17 protein-coding genes are annotated in these 17640 nt (G+C 67.6%); 4 read left to right on the top strand and 13 right to left on the bottom strand.

The genetic code is table 11. The features are described 5' to 3' along the window. Window positions 1-61: 61 nt before the first annotated feature. Window positions 62-793: a glutamine amidotransferase gene (locus tag ACFC1I_RS01070; RefSeq protein WP_376005944.1), complete on the top strand. Its 732-nt coding sequence runs from the start codon at window positions 62-64 to the stop codon at window positions 791-793. Here ACFC1I_RS01070 and ACFC1I_RS01065 read toward each other — a convergent pair. Beyond that, complete coding sequence (locus tag ACFC1I_RS01065) at window positions 790-1560, bottom strand: NAD(P)H-hydrate epimerase (RefSeq protein ID WP_376005942.1); 771 nt, start codon at window positions 1558-1560, stop codon at window positions 790-792. The two genes, ACFC1I_RS01070 and ACFC1I_RS01065, sit on opposite strands and share 4 nt — an antisense overlap. Next, a complete protein-coding gene (locus ACFC1I_RS01060) occupies window positions 1557-2591 on the bottom strand; it encodes a YihY/virulence factor BrkB family protein (protein ID WP_376005941.1) in 1035 nt (344 codons plus the stop codon). Before ACFC1I_RS01060 ends, ACFC1I_RS01065 begins: the two co-directional genes overlap by 4 nt. An 86-nt stretch (window positions 2592-2677) precedes the next feature. Here ACFC1I_RS01060 and ACFC1I_RS01055 point away from each other — a divergent pair, with 86 nt between their 5' ends. Further along, window positions 2678-4345, top strand: coding sequence for a GspE/PulE family protein (locus ACFC1I_RS01055; RefSeq protein ID WP_376005939.1), 1668 nt, complete (start codon window positions 2678-2680; stop codon window positions 4343-4345). Window positions 4346-4403: 58 nt separating this feature from the next. Here ACFC1I_RS01055 and ACFC1I_RS01050 read toward each other — a convergent pair whose 3' ends face one another. The 10 genes from ACFC1I_RS01050 to ACFC1I_RS01005 all read right to left on the bottom strand — a co-directional run bounded on the left by ACFC1I_RS01050 (window position 4404) and on the right by ACFC1I_RS01005 (window position 13179). Next, on the bottom strand, window positions 4404-5642 hold the full coding sequence (locus ACFC1I_RS01050; protein ID WP_376005938.1) for a type II secretion system F family protein: 1239 nt from the start codon (window positions 5640-5642) through the stop codon (window positions 4404-4406). Window position 5643: 1 nt separating this feature from the next. Further along, window positions 5644-6939, bottom strand: coding sequence for a type IV pilus twitching motility protein PilT (locus ACFC1I_RS01045; RefSeq protein ID WP_376005936.1), 1296 nt, complete (start codon window positions 6937-6939; stop codon window positions 5644-5646). A gap of 5 nt (window positions 6940-6944) precedes the next feature. Next, entirely contained in the window at window positions 6945-7607 is a 663-nt protein-coding gene (locus tag ACFC1I_RS01040; RefSeq protein WP_376005935.1) for a hypothetical protein, read from the bottom strand. Beyond that, window positions 7607-8254, bottom strand: coding sequence for a hypothetical protein (locus ACFC1I_RS01035; RefSeq protein ID WP_376005934.1), 648 nt, complete (start codon window positions 8252-8254; stop codon window positions 7607-7609). The genes ACFC1I_RS01040 and ACFC1I_RS01035 overlap by 1 nt, the downstream gene beginning before the upstream one ends. Further along, window positions 8251-9291 carry a type IV pilus biogenesis protein PilM gene (pilM, locus tag ACFC1I_RS01030; protein ID WP_376005932.1) on the bottom strand — a complete coding sequence of 347 codons (1041 nt, stop codon included), beginning with the start codon at window positions 9289-9291 and terminating at the stop codon, window positions 8251-8253. Before pilM ends, ACFC1I_RS01035 begins: the two co-directional genes overlap by 4 nt. Before the next feature lie 28 nt (window positions 9292-9319). Then, entirely contained in the window at window positions 9320-10165 is an 846-nt protein-coding gene (locus tag ACFC1I_RS01025; protein ID WP_376005930.1) for a prepilin peptidase, read from the bottom strand. Then, complete coding sequence (locus ACFC1I_RS01020) at window positions 10165-11724, bottom strand: hypothetical protein (protein ID WP_376005929.1); 1560 nt, start codon at window positions 11722-11724, stop codon at window positions 10165-10167. Before ACFC1I_RS01020 ends, ACFC1I_RS01025 begins: the two co-directional genes overlap by 1 nt. Next, entirely contained in the window at window positions 11718-12233 is a 516-nt protein-coding gene (locus ACFC1I_RS01015) for a type II secretion system protein J (protein ID WP_376005928.1), read from the bottom strand. Before ACFC1I_RS01015 ends, ACFC1I_RS01020 begins: the two co-directional genes overlap by 7 nt. Beyond that, complete coding sequence (locus ACFC1I_RS01010; protein ID WP_376005926.1) at window positions 12230-12655, bottom strand: prepilin-type N-terminal cleavage/methylation domain-containing protein; 426 nt, start codon at window positions 12653-12655, stop codon at window positions 12230-12232. Before ACFC1I_RS01010 ends, ACFC1I_RS01015 begins: the two co-directional genes overlap by 4 nt. Before the next feature lie 86 nt (window positions 12656-12741). Then, window positions 12742-13179, bottom strand: a complete 438-nt coding sequence (locus tag ACFC1I_RS01005) for a type IV pilin protein (RefSeq protein WP_376005924.1) — start codon at window positions 13177-13179, stop codon at window positions 12742-12744. A gap of 302 nt (window positions 13180-13481) precedes the next feature. Here ACFC1I_RS01005 and ACFC1I_RS01000 point away from each other — a divergent pair, with 302 nt between their 5' ends. After that, a complete protein-coding gene (locus tag ACFC1I_RS01000) occupies window positions 13482-15476 on the top strand; it encodes a DUF6541 family protein (RefSeq protein WP_376005923.1) in 1995 nt (664 codons plus the stop codon). 188 nt (window positions 15477-15664) lie between these two features. After that, the gene (locus ACFC1I_RS00995; RefSeq protein WP_376005921.1) at window positions 15665-17026 is read left to right on the top strand and encodes a DUF222 domain-containing protein; all 1362 of its coding nucleotides are present in this window, start codon (window positions 15665-15667) and stop codon (window positions 17024-17026) included. Between the two features lie 11 nt (window positions 17027-17037). Here ACFC1I_RS00995 and ACFC1I_RS00990 read toward each other — a convergent pair whose 3' ends face one another. Continuing rightward, window positions 17038-17574 carry a hypothetical protein gene (locus ACFC1I_RS00990; protein WP_376006784.1) on the bottom strand — a complete coding sequence of 179 codons (537 nt, stop codon included), beginning with the start codon at window positions 17572-17574 and terminating at the stop codon, window positions 17038-17040. Window positions 17575-17640: the final 66 nt, after the last annotated feature.

Genomic DNA, 17640 nt, shown 5'->3' with positions numbered 1-17640 from the left:
GCCTCGGCCCGGCGCTCTGCGCAGGGTCGGGGCATCCGTGTTCCCGCCGTAGGCTGGTGCGGTGAAGCCCTTCGTCCTCCTCGCGACCCGCGCCGAGGACGTGCCCGCCGACGAGGAGTACGCGCTCTTCCTGCGCTACACCGGCCTCTCCCCCGACCAGCTCATCCGGGTGCGGCTCGAGGCCGAGCCCATGCCGCGGCTCGAGCTCGACGAGCTCTCGGGCATCTTCGTGGGCGGCGGGCCGTTCAACGCGTCCGACCCGCTCGACAAGAAGTCGCCGACGCAGCGCCGGGTCGAGCAGGAGTTCGGCATCCTCCTCGACGAGGTGGTCGCGCGGGACTTCCCGTTCCTCGGCGCGTGCTACGGCGTCGGCACGCTCGGCGCGCACCAGGGCGCGGTGATCGACCGCACCTACTCCGAGCCGATCAGCGTCGTGCCGGTGACGGTGACCGAGGCCGGGGCATCCGATCCCCTGCTCGCCGGTGTGCCCGAGACCTTCGGCGCCTTCGTCGGGCACAAAGAGGCGATCACGCAGCTCCCCGCCTCGGCGACGCTGCTCGCGTCGTCGCCGACGTGCCCGGTGCAGATGTTCCGCGTCGGCGCGAACGTGTACGCCACGCAGTTCCACCCCGAGCTCGACGTCGAGGGCATCACGACGCGCATCCACGCCTACGCCGATTACGGCTACTTCGCCGCCGACGAGCTCGAGCTCACCCTCGCCGCCGTGCGCCGCGCCGCGGTGTCGCACCCGAGCCTCATGCTGCGCACGTTCGTCGAGCGCTACGCGCGCTAAGCGTCCTGCCACACCGTCACGATGCGGGAGACGGATGCCGCGCCCGCGGGCTCGACCGATTGCAGCGCGGAGCCGAGACCGATGTCGACGAGGACGACGTCGCCGCAGAGCTCCGGGCCGCGTCCGGTGGCGAGTCCGGCTTTCACCGCGCCGAACGTGACGGTGACGGATGCGGCGAGCACCGCGTCGTCGGCGGCGCCCGTGTCGGGGTGCAGCCCGCTGGGCAGGTCGACGGCGATGAGGCGAGGCATCCGTCCCCCTCTCCGAAGGTCGTCGCGGATCGCGGTGACGACCCCGCGGGCGCGACCGCGCAGCGCCGAATCTGCGGAGGAGCCGATGCCGACGATGCCGTCGACGACGAGCGCGTAGTGGCGCAGGTCGTCGTCGACCTCGGGAAGATCGACGCGGCGGACGCCGGCGGCGACAGCGGCGGCGAGGGCGGTTTCGTGGAAGCGCTCCGACACGAGCAGCACGTCGACGTCGGCGACGCCGGTGAGCCGGGCTGCGGCGTAGAGCGCGTCGCCGCCGTTGTCTCCGGAGCCGGCGAGAACCAGCACGCGCGGCCGGAGCGCGACCGGCGACTCGCGGATCACGGGCTCCAGCACGCCAGTGAGGGTCAGGACGGTGTCGGGCGTCGCGAGCTCGGCGCGCACGACGTCGGCGAGAGCCGCGGCCGCGCGGTGCATGAGTGGGACTCCGGCGTCGATCAGGGGGCGTTCCGCCGCACGCACCTGGTCGGCGGTGTAGGTGGGAACGCGCTCGCTCATGACTTCTCGTGGTTCTTCTCGTGCGTCCCGGCGGCGGCCTTCTCGCGCTCGGCGTCGGCGCGGGCGTGCTCGAGTTCTTCGGTGGCCACGCGCACAGCATCCTCCGCCTGACGCACGCGCCGCAAGGCGAACGTCGGCGAGCCGAAGCGCTCGCGCACGCGGTCGACGCGCTGCCGCTCGCTCACGATGATCCAGGTCGACGCGAGGAGGATCACCTGAGCCGAGAGGTTCAGCCACAGCAGCAGCGCGATGAGCGATGCGAACGACGCGAGGAGCGGGTTGGAGCCCGCGCCGGCGACGAAGAGAGAGGACAGCTGCTGCAGCACGGTCAGGCCGATCGCGCCGATGAGAGCGCCAGACCACAGCGACGCGGCATGCGCCTTGACGCCGCTGAGCGAGACGAACGCGACGGCGACGATCGCCATGTCGAGGAGGAAGACGACGACGACCGAGACGCTGCGGGTGACGAAGTCCGCCAGCCCGCTGTGGCTGATGCCGAGCCAGTCGAGCACGCCGCCGATGAATGTGGTGCCGACGAAGGTCGCACCGGCCGTCAGCACGAAGCCGCCGCCGATGGCGATGGCGAGCAGCAGGTTGCGCAGGATCACCCAGATCCAGAACACGTCGTCGTGGACCTTATCGGCGAGCGAGCGCAGCGCGACGCGCAGGGACCCGATCGCGCCGATCGCGGCGCCCACGAGACCGACGAGAGCGAGGATGCCGGCGATCGTGAGGCCGGCCGGGGCTTCGATGGTGGAGACGTCGATGAGTCCGTCGCCGTCTGTTCCGAGCAGGCCGGGGATCGCAGCATCCACCGCATCGATCAGGGACTGCCACGCGGCGGGGTTGTCGGCGAGCCAGATCGAGGCGAACGAGAATCCGAGCAGGACCCCTGCGAACACCGAGAACAGCGAACGGTACGTGATGCTGTCGGAGAGCATCGGGCCGCGGCGTTCGAGGTAGTGGAACCAGATGCGCACCGGTCGGAGGGAGAGTGCCCAGGCCGTCAGCTTCGCGATCAGGTCTGCCATGGCACGACCCTATCGAGCGGGTGGCGAGGAGCATCCCAGGGTTGACGCGCGCGCCATAGTATGTCCCTGGGGATAGGGGTATTGCCGTGAGAGGTCTTGCACAGACGCTGGTGCTCACAGGAGCAGTGAGGGCTGCCGACATGTCGGCCGCCCTCGCCCAGGTGGGCGAAGGTCCGGAGCTGCAGCGGTTGCTGGTGAGCTCGAAGCTCGTCACCGAGGGCCAGGTCGCCGAGGCGATCGCGCTGCACACCGGCCATCGCTACGTCGATCTCGCCGAGATGCCGCTCGACCCGAACGTGGTCGCGCTGGTGCCCGGCAATCTGTGCCGCAAGTACGGGCTGATCCCGGTCGACCGCCGCGGCGAACGCCTCACCGTGGGCGTGCTCGACCCGACCGACATCGTCGCGCTCGACGACGTCGCCTCGATCACGGACCTCTTCGTCGAGCCGGTCGTCGTCGCCGAAGACGCGCTGCTCAACATGTTCGAACGATTCCTGCGCTCGGACGAAGAGCTCAGCGAGCTGTCGATGACGATCGAGGAGTCGAGCGAGGCCGACCAGGCCGCGTTCACGGAGAGCCTCGAGGAGCAGGACGACACCGCCCCCATCGTCCGGTTCGTCAACCTGCTGATCGCTCAGGCCATCAACGACCGGGCGAGCGACATCCACGTCGAGCCGGGCGAGAAGCAGCTGACCGTGCGGTTCCGCATCGACGGCGTGCTGCACGAGATGCAGAAGGCCGACCGGGCGATCCAGGACGGCATCCTCTCGCGCCTCAAGATCATGTCGTCGATCGACATCGCCGAGAAGCGCAAGCCGCAGGACGGACGCCTCTCCGTCACGCACGAGAACCGCACGGTCGATCTGCGCGTGGCGACGCTTCCCACGGTGTGGGGCGAGAAGATCGTCATGCGCATCCTCGACAACACCGGTCAGACGATGAGCATGCGCGACCTGCTGTTCTCGAGCACCAACGAGAAGCGGTTCCGCGAGGCCATCACGAAGCCGCACGGCATGATCCTGGCGACGGGGCCCACGGGTTCGGGCAAGTCGACGAGCCTGTACACGGCGCTTCGGTCGATCGCGAACCCGAAGATCAACGTGATCACGGTCGAGGACCCGGTCGAGTACCGCATCGCCGGCATCAACCAGGTGCAGGTCAACAACCGCGCGGGGCTGACGTTCGCGACGGCGCTCCGGTCGATCCTGCGGTCGGACCCGGATGTGGTGCTCGTCGGTGAGATCCGTGACTTCGAGACGGCGAACATCTCCATCGAGGCCGCCTTGACCGGGCACCTGGTGCTCTCGACGCTGCACACGAACGACGCGCCGTCGGCGGTGACCCGGCTCACCGAGATCGGCTGCGAGCCGTTCCTCGTGGCGACGGCGCTGTCGGCGGTGGTCGCCCAGCGGCTGGCGCGGCGGCTGTGCATGCGGTGCCGCGAGCCGCTGGTCGAGACCTCGGAGGTGTTGACCTCGCTCGGCTTCCCCCACGACCCTGCCGATGTGCCCGAGCTCTTCAGAGCGGTGGGATGCCCCGCCTGCAGCGGCACCGGATACCGCGGACGTGTGGCGCTGCACGAGGTGATGACGCTGAGCGACGAGCTCGAGTCGCTGGTGGTGACGCGATCGACCGGTTCGGAGATCCGTCAGGTGGCGCTGGAGCAGGGCATGATCCCGCTGCGCGAGGACGGGTGGTCGAAGGTCGCACAGGGGCTGACCACTATTGAAGAGGTGCTGCGGGTCACGGTGTGAGCCGCACGTACTCGACGGCCGGCGCCCTGCGCACCGGCCGTCGAGTGGACCGCGACTCCTACGCCTGCTGCGCGAGCTCCCCGTAGAGCGTGAAGATCGGCAGGTAGAGCGAGATCACCATGCCGCCGATCACGATGCCGAGGCCGACGATGAGGATCGGCTCGATCGTGGACGACAGCTGCGACGTCGCAGTCTCGACCTCGTCCTCGTAGAAGTCGGCGATCGAGGCGAGCATGTCGACGAGCGTGCCCGACTCCTCACCGACCGATACCATCTGCGGCACCATCGCGGGGAACACGTCGGCCTTGGCGAGCGGCGCGGCGAACGAGCGGCCCTGGCGGATCGACTCCTGCACATCGCGCACGGCCTGCTCGATCTTCCAGTTGTTCGACGCCTGTCCGACGATCGCGAGCGCCTGGATGATCGGCACACCCGCGTTCAGCATCATCGAGAGGTTCCGCGCGAAGCGCGCGACGGCGATCTTGGTGGTGAGCTTGCCGAACACCGGCATCTTGAGCTTGATGGGGTCGACGAACCGGCGGTACTGCTCGGTGTGCCGGTTGGCCCGCCACCAGATCAGCGCCACGACGACCAGCAGCACGATCGCCGGAATGATCCACCACATGTTGTTCGAGACGGTCACGAGGATCTGCGTCGGCAGCGGCAGCGAAGACCCGAGGCCCGTGAACATGCCCTCGAAGATCGGCACGACGAACGTCACCATCACGAGCACGCCGATGATCGCGATCACGAGCACGATCGCCGGGTAGGTGACCGCCGCACGGATCTTGTTGTGCAGCTCCGCCTCGCGCTGGTAGTTGTCGGCGATGGAGCCGAGCGCGCTCCCGAGGAAGCCGCCCGCCTCACCCACCTTGACGATCGAGAGCATGAGCGGCGGGAACGTCTGCGGGTGCCGCGCCAGCGCCGCCGAGAACGACGAGCCCGACTCGACGTCGGCCTGCACCTGCACGAGCGCCGGCTGCAGCTTCTTGTCGTCCGTCTGCTCGATCAGGATGGCGAGCGTCCGCATCAGCGGCAGGCCGGCGTTGATGAGCCCCGCCATCTGCCGGGTGAACACCGCGAGCGTCCGCGCCGACACGGTCTTGGTGGCGCCGGGCAGCTTGATGTCGCGGTTCAGTCCGGTGTTGGACTTCAGCGTCACCTCGAGAGGGGTGAGCCCCTGCGCCTTGAGCTTGCCCGTGACGGCCGACTCGCTGGCCGCCTCGATCGTCCCCTTGACGACCGCTCCCCCGCGCGGATCGACCGCGCGGTACACGAACTCCTGCACGACGGCCATGTCAACGCTCCTCGTTCGCGGTGGTCCAGGCGTCGAGGTCGTCGACGCCACCCCATCCGACATCGCGCGCCGTCGGATCGACGCGCCCGCCGACGGTGGGCGTGCCGAAGCGCGATCCCATGCCGATGCCCGTCCCTGCCGCGGCATTGACGGTGATGGATGCTGCGGGGTCGGCCTGCCGCCACTCGCCGGCGTGGTGGGCCCACTCCTCCGCATCGAGGTCGCGTGGCTTGATGTGGACGCCGTCGAGGCTCTTCGGGTCGACCGCGAAGTCCATCGCGACGTTGCGCGCGATCGTGCCGTCGGCGACCAGGCGCCGGAGGTCCTGGTCGAGCGTGTGCATGCCGATCTCGGAGCCCGCCTGCATGGCCGAGTAGATCTGCGCGACCTGTCCCTCGCGGATCATGTTCGCCACGGCCGGGGTGTTGATGAGCACCTCGGTCGCGATCGTGCGGCCGTTGACCTGGGCAAGCGGCAACAGGGTCTGGCTGATGATGCCCTGCAGGGTGTCGCCGAGCTGGGTGCGGATCTGGTGCTGCTGATCCGCCGGGAACACGTCGATGATGCGGTTGATGCTCTTCGCCGCACCCTGCGTGTGCAGCGTGGACAGCACGAGGTGACCGGTCTCCGCGGCCGACAGTGCGGTGCGGATCGACTCGGGATCGCGGAGTTCGCCGATCAGGATCACGTCCGGGTCCTGGCGCAGCACGCGGCGCAGCGCTTCGGCGAACGAGTTCGTGTCACGTCCGACCTCGCGCTGGTGCACGAGCGACCGCTTCGACTGGTGGTGGAACTCGATCGGATCCTCGATCGTGACGATGTGCGCCGGCACCAGCTGGTTGACGATGTCGACCATCGCCGTGAGCGTCGTCGACTTGCCTGAACCCGTCGGGCCGGTCAGCAGGACCAGTCCGCGCGGACGGAGCGCCAGATCGCGCGCGATCTCAGGAGCGCCCAGCTCCTCGAGCGAGTAGACCCGATCGGGGATGTAGCGCAGGGCGATCGCGATCGATCCGAGCTGCCGGTACACGTTGGTGCGGAAGCGGCCGATACCCGGCGTCGCATGGGCGAGGTCGACCTCGCCGTGCGCGAGGAACTCGGCGCGCTGCCCTTCGGTCATGAGGTCGAACGCGGTGCGCTCCACCCACTCCTCGGCCAGGGCGCCGGGGTAGCCCGGCACGGGCACCAGGTCGCCGTCGACGCGCAGCAGCGGCGGTGCCCCGGCGGTGATGTGCACATCCGACGCGCGGTGGCGCGCGCCTCGGGCGAGGAGCGTTTCGAAGTCGAGGGTCTCCATCGTGCTCACCCTTCCGCGTCGACGTAGGTCAGGGCCGTGACGGTGATGTCGACGGTGCCTTCACCGCTCTGCGTCATCGTCACCGCCATGCTGTTCAGCAGGCGCGGGCCGGCGCGCAGCGCGTCGACGAACGCCGTCGCCTGCGCCATGTCACCGGCCGTGGCGCTGATGGTGAAGTCCACCTGCTGGCGACCGGCTGCCGTGGAGGCGTCAGGTGCGGGCGGCGTTGTTGCTCCGGTGGTCGTGTCGGTGGCAGCATCCGTCGCTTCCGGCGCCGGTGCGGGTACCGCGGCGGCCGCGTCGCCCGCGGTCGCACTGGTGCGGGTCGCGTAGGCGACCTGCTCGCCCGCAGTCGCGGAAGTGATCTGGACACCGGATGCCTCGGCTGCGTGTGCGACCACCTCGAAGACGTCGTCGAGCTCACCGGCGGCCGGGATCTGGGCGCGCAGGTTCGCCACATCGGCGTTGATCCGGTCGAGATTCTCCTGCTGAGCGGTGAGCTCGTCGACCTGCGCCTGATAGAGCGCGTTGGTGCTCGCGACGGTCGCGGTCTGACCATCCACCGCCACCGCCTGGAAGTACAGGGGCATCGCGACGAGGAACACCCCGAGCGCGATGACGCCGAGCGAGACGATGAGGCCGATCGCGGTGACGATGTGCTTGGGCATCACTCGCCCCCTTCTTCCGCCGCGTACTGGTTCGAGTACACGGACTGGTCGAACTCGACGTCGAGCAGGTAGGAGTACTGACCCGCCGACACCTGGCTCGAGGTGACCGACTGCCCGTCGGCGTAGAAGACCCCGTCGACGCCGCGGAGCGCCCGGATCAGGGGCACGATGTCGATCGGCGTCGCGCTGTCGAACGTGACGGTGCCGACGACCCCTTGCTCCGCCGTCGGGTCATCGCCCTGCGGTGCGCCGCCGACCGTGAAGTCGACACCGGTGATGGTGGTGTCGGAGGGCAGGATGCTCGAGATCTTGGCGATCACGGGCGTCCAGGCGAGGTCGGTGGCCATGGCGTCGGAACGGAAGTCCGTCAGCTCCGACTCCGTGGCCAGTGCCTGGCTCACTTCCGACAGGGAGGCGATCTCGGTCAGGAGCGCGTTCGTGCGAGCCTGCTCCGCGACGAGACGCTGGTCGGCGAAGAACTTGAACGCGAAGGCAGCGGCGATGATGAGCGCCGCCACGATGATCGCGCCGAGCACGATCCACACCCACAGGCGGACGAGCGAGTCGCGTTCGCGCCGTGCGATCTCGCTGCGCGGCATGAGATTGACGCGGGGCGCCCCCGAGAAGGGAACGGCGATGGCGGTCATTTTCCGGCCTCCCCGAGTGCGATGCCGACGGTGCCGACAAGGCTGAGCGCGACCTCACCGGCGGGCGGAGGAGTCGACATCGAGATCACCTCGCCGACCGGGACGACCTTCATCGGTGTGTCGATCGCCGAGGTCAGCGCGGGCATCACGCCCTCGACCGCCGCACCGGCCCCGGTGGCGAACACGCGCGTGAGCGGAGCCGAGTTCGGACGGCTGCCGAAGAACGCGAGAGTGCTGCGCAGCCGGGCTGCCAGGTCCGAAACGCCGGGCGGCGTCGCCGCGCGGATCGAACCGCGGGCACGACTCGGCGCACCGAGCCGGGTGGCGTTGCCGAAGCCGTTGCCTGCCGCGACCGCGGCGAGTTCGAGTTCGGGCTCGGCGATCTCGGCACTGTGGCGACGCGTGGCTGCGGTGGCGACATCGATCGGCAGCAGGCGCACGAAGAGCGGAACTCCGCCGCGCGAGATCACTACCTGCGTCGTGTGGTCGCCGATGTTCACGGTCGCCACGGTCTCGTCGGGCGAGGCCAGCGGCGCGGTGACGCGCGCGAGGCCGAATGCCGCGAGGTCGACGGCCTGCGCGCGCACCTTGACCTTGGCGAGGGTCGAGATGATGTGCTCGATGTTCTCCGACACGGCTGCGACGAGCAGACCCGAGACCTGGTCACCCTCCTGCGACAGCGGGAAGAAGTCGAGCACCGCCTGGCTGGCGGGCACCGGCAGCAGATCCTGCACCTGGTACGGCAGCGCCTCGCGCAAGAGGTCCGGCCTCATCGCCTGAGTCGTGTACTCGCGCACCAGGATCCGGCGGCTGGCGACACCGAGCACCGCATCCTTGCTCCTGAACTTCGCGCCGGTCCACAGCTGCCGAAGCGCGACCGCGACGGCGCCCGAGTCGAGCACCTCCGAGTCGCGCGCTGCCTCGGGCGGCAGCGGCACCTCGCCGTACGCGACGAGCTGAGGTTTGCGACCGAGTGAGATCTCCGCTGCGCGGACGCTCTCTTCGGTCACCTCCAGTCCCACGATGGTCTTCCCCATGATTTCCCCTTCCCCAAGACCGTCGGCGTCAGACGCCCACGAAGAGATTCACGTACCACTCGCCGACGGCTTCGCCTGCGAAAACTCCGGTCCAGGCGCCGAGGATCATCCACGGCCCGAACGGAATGGCGGTCTTTCGTCCTGCGCGCCGGAACAGCATGAGCGCGATGCCGAAGACTCCGCCGAACAAGAAGGCCGCGAACGCTCCCACAGCGAGCGCGCCCCAGCCCAGCCAGCCGAGATAGATCCCGATCACGCCGGCGAGCTTGACGTCTCCCCCACCCATGCCGCCGGGCCGAGCCGCGCGCAGCAGGAAATAAAAGAGGTACATCGCGGCCATGCCGATGCCGGCGACGAGCAGCCGTCCCCACTCACCCGTCAACCACGCGGCGAGCGTGAACAGGATGCCGGCCACGAGATAGCTCGGCAGCACGATGCTGTTCGGCAGGCGGTGGGTGTCGAGGTCGATCAGCGTCAGCACGATCGAGATCGCGGCGAAGTAGAGGTACGCGACGATCACGATTCCTGCAGCCCACGCGTGCGCGGTGGTCATGCCACCGCCGGTCGTCACGCCCGCCGACGTCAGGCCCCACCAAGCGACCACCGCGAAGGCGACACCGGTCGCGGCCTCCACGATCGGATACCGCGCCGAGATCGGAGCCTTGCAGTTCGCGCACCTGCCCCGCAAAGCGATCCACGACACCACGGGCACGTTCTGCCACGGCGTGATCGCCGTGTCGCAGTGCGGGCACCGGCTCTCGCGCAGCAGGGAGATCTTCGCCGGCACACGGTAGGCGACCACGTTGAGGAACGACCCGATCAGGAGGCCGAGCACTCCCGCCAGGACGACGAGGATGGTGATGAGCGAGTTCACTAGTCCTCAACCTGAGTGATGAGGACGGCAGGCTGCTTGGTGACGACGATCGTGCCTGAGCCCGTACCTTCGGTTTCGCCGAGCTTGCATCCGAGATCGATCAGAGGCGCCCACGCCATCGACTTGCACGTGAACACCGGCTGCACCCAGTTCACGCTGCCTGAATTGCCCGCGTAGAACTGGCCGTTGAACGGATTCATGCTTCCCGTCAGCTTGCCGACGCCGCACGGCGTGTAGAACATCAGATTCACACCGGTGGAGCTCGGCACCTTGATGTCATCTTCATCCGCGCCGCTCACGCAGTTGGGAACGGAGTTCGGATTCGCGTCGGCGTGGACGATGAAGAGTTGCGTCGTCCTCCCTGTGGGTGATGTCGGAGCACCCGTGAGATTCAACGCCATCTTGACGGCCGGCGGAACGATGAACACCGTGTCATAGGAGAGCGCGCCTGTGCGATTGACTTTGATGGTGACGTCTGACGTGCACGCCGAGTAGTCCACGCCGATCCGGGCTTTGCCCGCAGCCGGGGCCGTCGTGAGATAGGACGTGACGTCCATCGCGCATGAGCCGTTGGGCACGCTGTACCACTGGACATCGCTGCCCCAAAGACTTACATCGGCGTTGATATCCACCCATCTGGTCATCTTCTCGACCTGGTCGAGCGTCGGCGTGAACACCGCGGGGTTCGGTGAGACGCTGCCGCCCGCGGTTCCGGCGATGGTCACGCTGGAGCCCGGCTTATAGGTGCCGAATGCCCGGACGCTACCCGTGATCTCCCCTGACTTCGCCCCGGTGAAGTCGATGTTCCGCCCCGCGAGCACATCGCCGACGGCCGGCGCGACCAGGCTCTTGCCGATGCTGAACTTGTTCGTCGAGACCGTCACATCGCGTCCAGCGATGATCCGCCCGCCGACGGTGACATCGGAGGAACCGAAGGTGACGTCGTCCCGCGTGTAGACGCTCCCCATCACCGTGCAACTCGAGCTCAGAATTGCGGAACCCTGCAGCACCCAGAGATCGCCGTTGATGGTGCTGTGACTGGTCGAACAGTCGTAGTTGCCCGTGCGGATCACGACGTCGCCGCTGTACTGCGATTGGGTCAGGGTGAATGTTCCGTCGATGTACGCGAGCGACCCGCCGGGCTGGTTCGTGTAGGTCACCAGGCGGCTGTACGTGGAGGTGATCTTGCTCCGGGTGCCGTCCGAACCATAGCCGGTCGACGTCACGACGAACGTGGTCGAGTCCGTCGCACTCGGGCAGATGTCGGTCCTCGCTTCGTAGTACGGCGGGATCGCGCCAGGAGTCGTCTTGAGATTGGTGGCGCTCAATGTGCACGTCGTGGCCAGCGCATTCGACAACGCTTGATCGCGGCCGGACTCCGCGGCGATGAACGCTTGGGTGCGCTGTCTGTTTGTCGCGTTCGAGGTGAGCGCGAACATCACCGATGAGGCGATCAGAATCGCTGCGACGACGCCGACCAGCATGATGACCACGATGGCGACCAGCGCGACGCCCCGGTCGTCCGAGTTGTTCGGAGCAGTTCGGAGCACCATCAGCATCCCCCCATGTTTCCGGTGGTCGAGTTTCGCATGTATGCCGTGCCGGTGAACTTCACCGGCCCGGAATCACTGGTGGAGACGAAGGAATAGGTGACGCCCATCGTTCCCGCCGGCTTGAATGCCGGCATCGATGCGAGGGACGAGACGCGCTCCTGCCAGACCGGCCACGTGCTCGGCGCAGGAGTCGAAGTCACGCTCATCCGCAACCCGTCGGAGTTGAGAGCAAAGTTCTGACACTGTCTGTCTGCGGTGAACGAAGTGTTGACGCTGAGCGTCGTACCGTCAGGCGAAATCGTGAAGGCGATCGCATTGCGCATGGCCTTCTCGATCTCGGTGCTCACCAACTGGCCGCGCGTCGTGGCGGCAGTCTGTGAGGTGACGCCGGCCTGCGCAGACCACATGTTCACGAAGATCATCGAGATCACGCCCATGAGGATGCCGAGGAGAACGACGTATACGATCAGCTCGACAAGGGTGACGCCGGCCTCGTCTTCTGCGATTCGCTTCATCGGACGAAGACCAATGCGTCCACCGCGGCCAACGTGAGGGTCGTGCCCTGTACACCAGGCATGGTTGCTCTGAAGCTGAGCTTCATCGTCGATCCCGACTGCACCGTGCACGACGTTGCGTCGAGCGGGACGGTGAAGAGCGCCAATCCCCCCGCATCTTTCGGGATGTTGGCCGTAGCGTTCGACTTCACCAATGTGCACCAAGACGTCTTGTCTGTCGCGGTCCGGGCACTATCGCGGGCCTGGTCGATCACGCTGTTGAGGTACCGCGTGGCTGTCGCGGTGTTCGCCTGCTGCGATGAGAACGCGATGCCATTCCACATCACCGGCAGGATCGCGACCGCGATGATGCCGAGCAAGAACATCGCGATGACCACTTCGACAAGGCTGAACCCCGCAGCGTCGCTGCTGTGTCCCCTCATCTGCGCACCTCCCCAAGCCGCAGAATTCCAGGCAGATGATGCCGCGAGGGCCGGAGTATCCGCCCCGGCCCTCGCAGACGGAGCGACTACGGGCAGCCGGGCCCAGCGACCGCCGCAACCGTGGTCGGCGTCGACTTTGTGATGCCGGTCCAGCTCGTAGGCGCAGAGCCCGTATAAGCGCCGACGCAGACATCGGTCGTCTTCGTCGACTGGGTTGCACTCTGGATCAGCACCGTGTGGATGTTGCCCGATCCTGCCGAGGCCGCGGCGGATGCCGGGGTGACGCTGGCATCGCTCGCCGCGAACGCCGCGGCAGCGGCCGTGGCGCCGTTCGCAGCAGCCGCGGAGTTCGCGTTCTTCGCTGCGGTGTCCTGGATGTTGCCGAAGATCGGTATTGCGATCGCCACCAGGATCCCCAGGATCACGACGACGATGATGAGCTCGATGAGCGAGAAACCCTTCTCGTCCAGCTCCTCGCGGCGGGCCTTTTCCGCCTCGATGTAGTTCTTGATTGTCTGGCGCATTGCCGGTACTCCCCAGTTGTAGTTGACACGTATGGCACAGGCGCGCGTCCGAATAGACACACTTCTAGAACCTCATGCGTGAACGCATGTGCGCCAGTGCCTGGCGCTGGGATGCACCGACTGTGGTGAACCCCTCCCCGCGAACCATCTTGAGTACCTCGACCCGACTCGTCAACGCGTGCGCGCTCAGCATCGGCTCAAGATGCTCAGCACTCTTGCCGGGAATACTTCAGGCGTCTCCGCCGGCGCCGGGAGCACCTATTCTGCTTCGCGGGAAGAAGTATCGCTGGGGAGGGGTACCGATGGCCTGGTGGGCACTCGCGCTCGCAGTCGTCGCGGGAGCAGCTGTCGTCGCCGCGCCCGGCGCGGCGATCGCTCTCGGCCTGCGCCTGCGCGGACTCTGGTTCGCCGGCGCTGTTCCGCTCGCAGGCGTCTCCGCGGTGACGCTCTCAACATTCTTCGCGGGCTGGGCAGGAACGCCGCTTCAGGGGTGGGCGCCTTTGACTGTCGGCGTCGTCGGTGGAGTGATCTGTGCGCTGCTCACGCGCGTTGCCGGCCGGCTGCGCCCCACGCAAGCCCAGACCCCGCCGCTGGTTCCGCTCGTCGCGGTCGCACTCGGGTGCGTCCTCATGCTCGTGCGCTCGGTGCTCGTCATCGAGTCACCCGGCCTCTTCGCGCAGGTGGGCGACAACGTGTTCCACCTCAACGCCGCGCGCTTCATCTTCGAAGGCGGCGATCCTTCGCCATTGGGATTCGGGACATTCGGTGAGCCAGGAGGTTCGCCTATCGCCTTCTATCCGACGACATGGCACAGTGTGGTCGCACTCATCGCTCAGCTCTCCGGAGCGAGTATCCCGGTCGCGTCCAATGCCGCCTTGATCATTTTCGGCGCGCTGATCTGGCCATTGGCAGGCGTGCTTCTCACGAGGACTCTCTTCGGGTCGTCTCCTGCACTACTGATCAGTGCGGGTGTCCTTTCGGCCGGCTTCGCCGCCTTCCCTTTCCAGCTCATCCCCTACATGGGGACCTACCCGCTGGTCGGATCGATTCCCTTGGTCGCCATCGGACTGGCCGCGATCATCGAAACGACACGACTCGCGCGTGCCCCGATCGGCTCGGGTAGTGGGCTCCTCATCCTGCTCATCGGGATCCCCGGCATCGGCGCCATGCACCCGTCAGCTGTGGTGATGCTGGCGGTCCTCGCATTGGCACCCGTGACCATCTCCTTGGTGCGGGTCGCCCGTGAGCACAAGCCGCAACGGCTTCGAGCCGTGTCGGGAATCGTGATCGCTGTCGCGGTCGTCCTGGGGTTCGCTCTGCTGATCCGTCCTGACTATGCGCAGGAGCACTCGTGGCGCGGAACCATCGCGCAGTCGATCGGCGAGGTGCTCCTTCAATCGTGGGGGGGCGTCGCGATCTCTCTCGCGGTCGCGATCTTGCTCGCCGTCGGGCTGGTGCGGGCCGTTCGCCACGAGGACTACCGCGGGTATGCGGCGGCGACCGGATGGCTGATCGTGGGACTCGTCTACGTCGCAGCAGCCGGGACCGACGAGTTTCTGCGCATCCTCGTGGCGGGCCCCTGGTACTCGGACGCGACGCGCGTAGCGGCGTTCGCGCCGATCGTGACTCTTCCCCTCGCAGCTCTTGGCGGCAAGACGGCATGGCGGTGGATGGCGTCGGCGGCCGGTGATCGCACACCACGAGGACCATTCGCTCGCGCGACTGCATCGATCCTGGCCATCGGTCTTTTCGTCGTTCTGGTCGTGGTCAGTCCCGCGGTCCGTACGACTGACGCATGGACCAGATCTGTCTTCACGCCGACGGACAATCCGATGATTTCGCGGGCGGCAGTGGGACCCGACGAGCGCGCCGTATTGGACGAGGTCGTCAACGTCGTTCCGGAATCGGACGTCATCGCCGGGAACCAAAGAGACGGCTCCAACTTCGCCTTCGCCATCACCGGGCGGCGAGTGCTGATGCCGCATGTGCTGTCAGGGATGACACCACTCAAACAGGCCTTCTACGACGGCTTCGCGACCGCATCACCGGGCGACGCGGCGTGTACGGCGACGCGAGAGCTGGGAGTCAAGTGGATCCTCCAGTTCCACCCCGACCAACTCCTGCCGACGGTGGAGCGGTATCGCGGGCTCGAGGGCCTCGACGATTCAGCCAACGTGGAGCTGGCGTACCGCAAGGGGGATTCCTCGCTCTACCGAGTGGTCGGATGCGATGTCGCGGCATCCACGGAGGACGCTGACGCGCTCATCGATGCAGGACGACCAAGCGACGACCACTGATGGCGACCGGCATCGACTGATCCGGACGGTCTGCCATATCGCTTCCCACCGTCCGCGTTACAGCCCTGCCCCATCGTCCCGCAGCGTGATCGACCCGGCAATGAGCGAAGCTATAACCGAATGTCGGAGGCCCTCCTTAGTCTGAACATGTGAATCTTTCATCGTCGCCAGAAGTCATAGATGCGTGGGTGCTCGATCCCGATCGCTTCCTCGACGAGGTAGCGGCTCGCGACGCCGGCATCGAGCCGCCGGAGTTCGACATCGCCGAACTCGACACAAACGGCGAGTCCCACACCGCGGCGGTGGCTGCGCTCGAAGGCATCAACGCCCGCGCGCGCGTGCTGATCGCTGACGAGTACGCGGGCATCGCGGAGGTGCTGAGGGATGCCGCGGCCTGCCCTGATCCATGGGTCGGACCTGACCCGACCCTGGATCCCGCCTGGCTCGATCCGCAGGGGCGGTCGACGGCGGCGGTCCGCGCGGAGCGGCGTGACATCGCGGTGCGCGCTGCCGCGATGGATCTCGCGGTGCGGCTGGGGATGTCGGAGAACATGATCCGCACCCGCGCCGCGAACGCCGAGACACTGCAGACGCGATGCCCGAAGATCTGGGCGGCGTTCCGGTCGGGGCGCATCGTCGCGCAGAACGCGGCCACCGCAGCTGCGCAGGCGGCGACCCTTCCCGCGCGCGCGAAGGACGCGTGGGCGACGTTCGACGAACAGCTCGAGAAGTCGGCGCAGACGCTCGTGCCGGGAAAGTTCCGCGTTCGCGCCAGGGTCGTGCGTGAACGCGTGCACCCCGAGCACATCGACGATCGGCACAAGCGGGCGATGGACGAGCGGAACGTGTGGTTCCAGCCCGAAGCCGACGGGATGGCCTCGCTCACCGTCTTCGGAGCGGCCGACAAGGTGCTCGCCACCTATCGCTATGTCGACGCCCACGCCCGGCACCTGCGCGCGCAGGACGGCGAAGAACGCACGCTCGCGCAGCTGCGCGCCGACGCCGCGCTCGATTGCTTCGCTGCAGGCATTTCCGCTGAGGCCGAGGCCGACACCTCGAAGTCCCCCGCCTGGCGTTCCCGCGCGGCCGTCGCCATGACCGTCCCGGCCTTGACGCTTCTCAATGAGGGCGACGAGCCTGCGACTCTCGACGGATACGGCCCGATCGACACCGAGACCGCACGGCGGCTCGCGGGAGAGGCATCCAGCTGGGTCCGCATCCTCACGCACCCGGTCACCGGCACCGTTCTCGACGTCGACCGCACCACGTATCAGGTGCCGAACGCGCTGCGACGCTGGCTCGGTGTTCGCGACCAGGTCTGTGCCGGGCCCGGATGCACGAGATCCGCCCGGGATTGCGACATCGACCATCGGCTGGACTGGCAGTACGGCGGGAAGACCGCCGATACGAATCTGAGTCCGCTCTGCGAACAGCACCATGTGATCAAGACCAAGAGCAAATGGGTGCTCTACCGCGACGACATCACCGGTGCGAAATGGTGGGTGACACCGACGTCGTTGACACTGCCGGTCGAACCGCCACCCTTCTGACCTTCACCCGCTCAGCTCAGGATCGCGAGCGCCTGCTGCGTCGCGACGACGGCGAGCCCTGCCACGAGCCCGATCGACACGACGACGGCGATGCCCGACAGCAGCCGGCTCGTCGAACGCTGCGTCGCCACGATCAGGCCGCCGATCGCGAGGAAGAACGCGCCCGCCGCGAACGCCACGCTGATCAGGCTGACCAGGCCCGCGATCGACGCGTTCCACCCGCTCAGCCAGAACACGACCGCCAGACCGCCGAGCGCCGCCACCACGATCAGTGCGATCGACGCGCGCGCCGGGATGTTCGCCGGAGCCGCTTCTGGCAACGACGGACGCATCTCCCCCACGTACGAACTCGACACCGGCTGATACACGATCGGCGCCGGCAGCCGGTCATCGAACGGCGCCGGACGCCGGGGCATGATCTGGTCGGGGAACGTTTCGACCTGAGGCGGAGCCGCCACGCGGGGACCCGCCGCGTCCGCGTCCACCGCGTCCGCGTCCGCCGCATCGGCGTCCGCCGCGCGTCGCGCGCGCAACTGCGCGCGGCTCAACGGCGCGGCCTTCGGCGCCGATTCGGCGCCGCCGACGGCATCGATCGCAGTGGGGGCGGCAGCAGC

Origin of the sequence: Microbacterium sp. NPDC056044, assembly GCF_042267145.1 — a bacterium.
Lineage (GTDB): Bacteria > Actinomycetota > Actinomycetes > Actinomycetales > Microbacteriaceae > Microbacterium.
The sequence above is the reverse complement of the archived record's forward strand: the minus strand, read 5'-3'. Positions and strand labels throughout refer to the sequence as shown.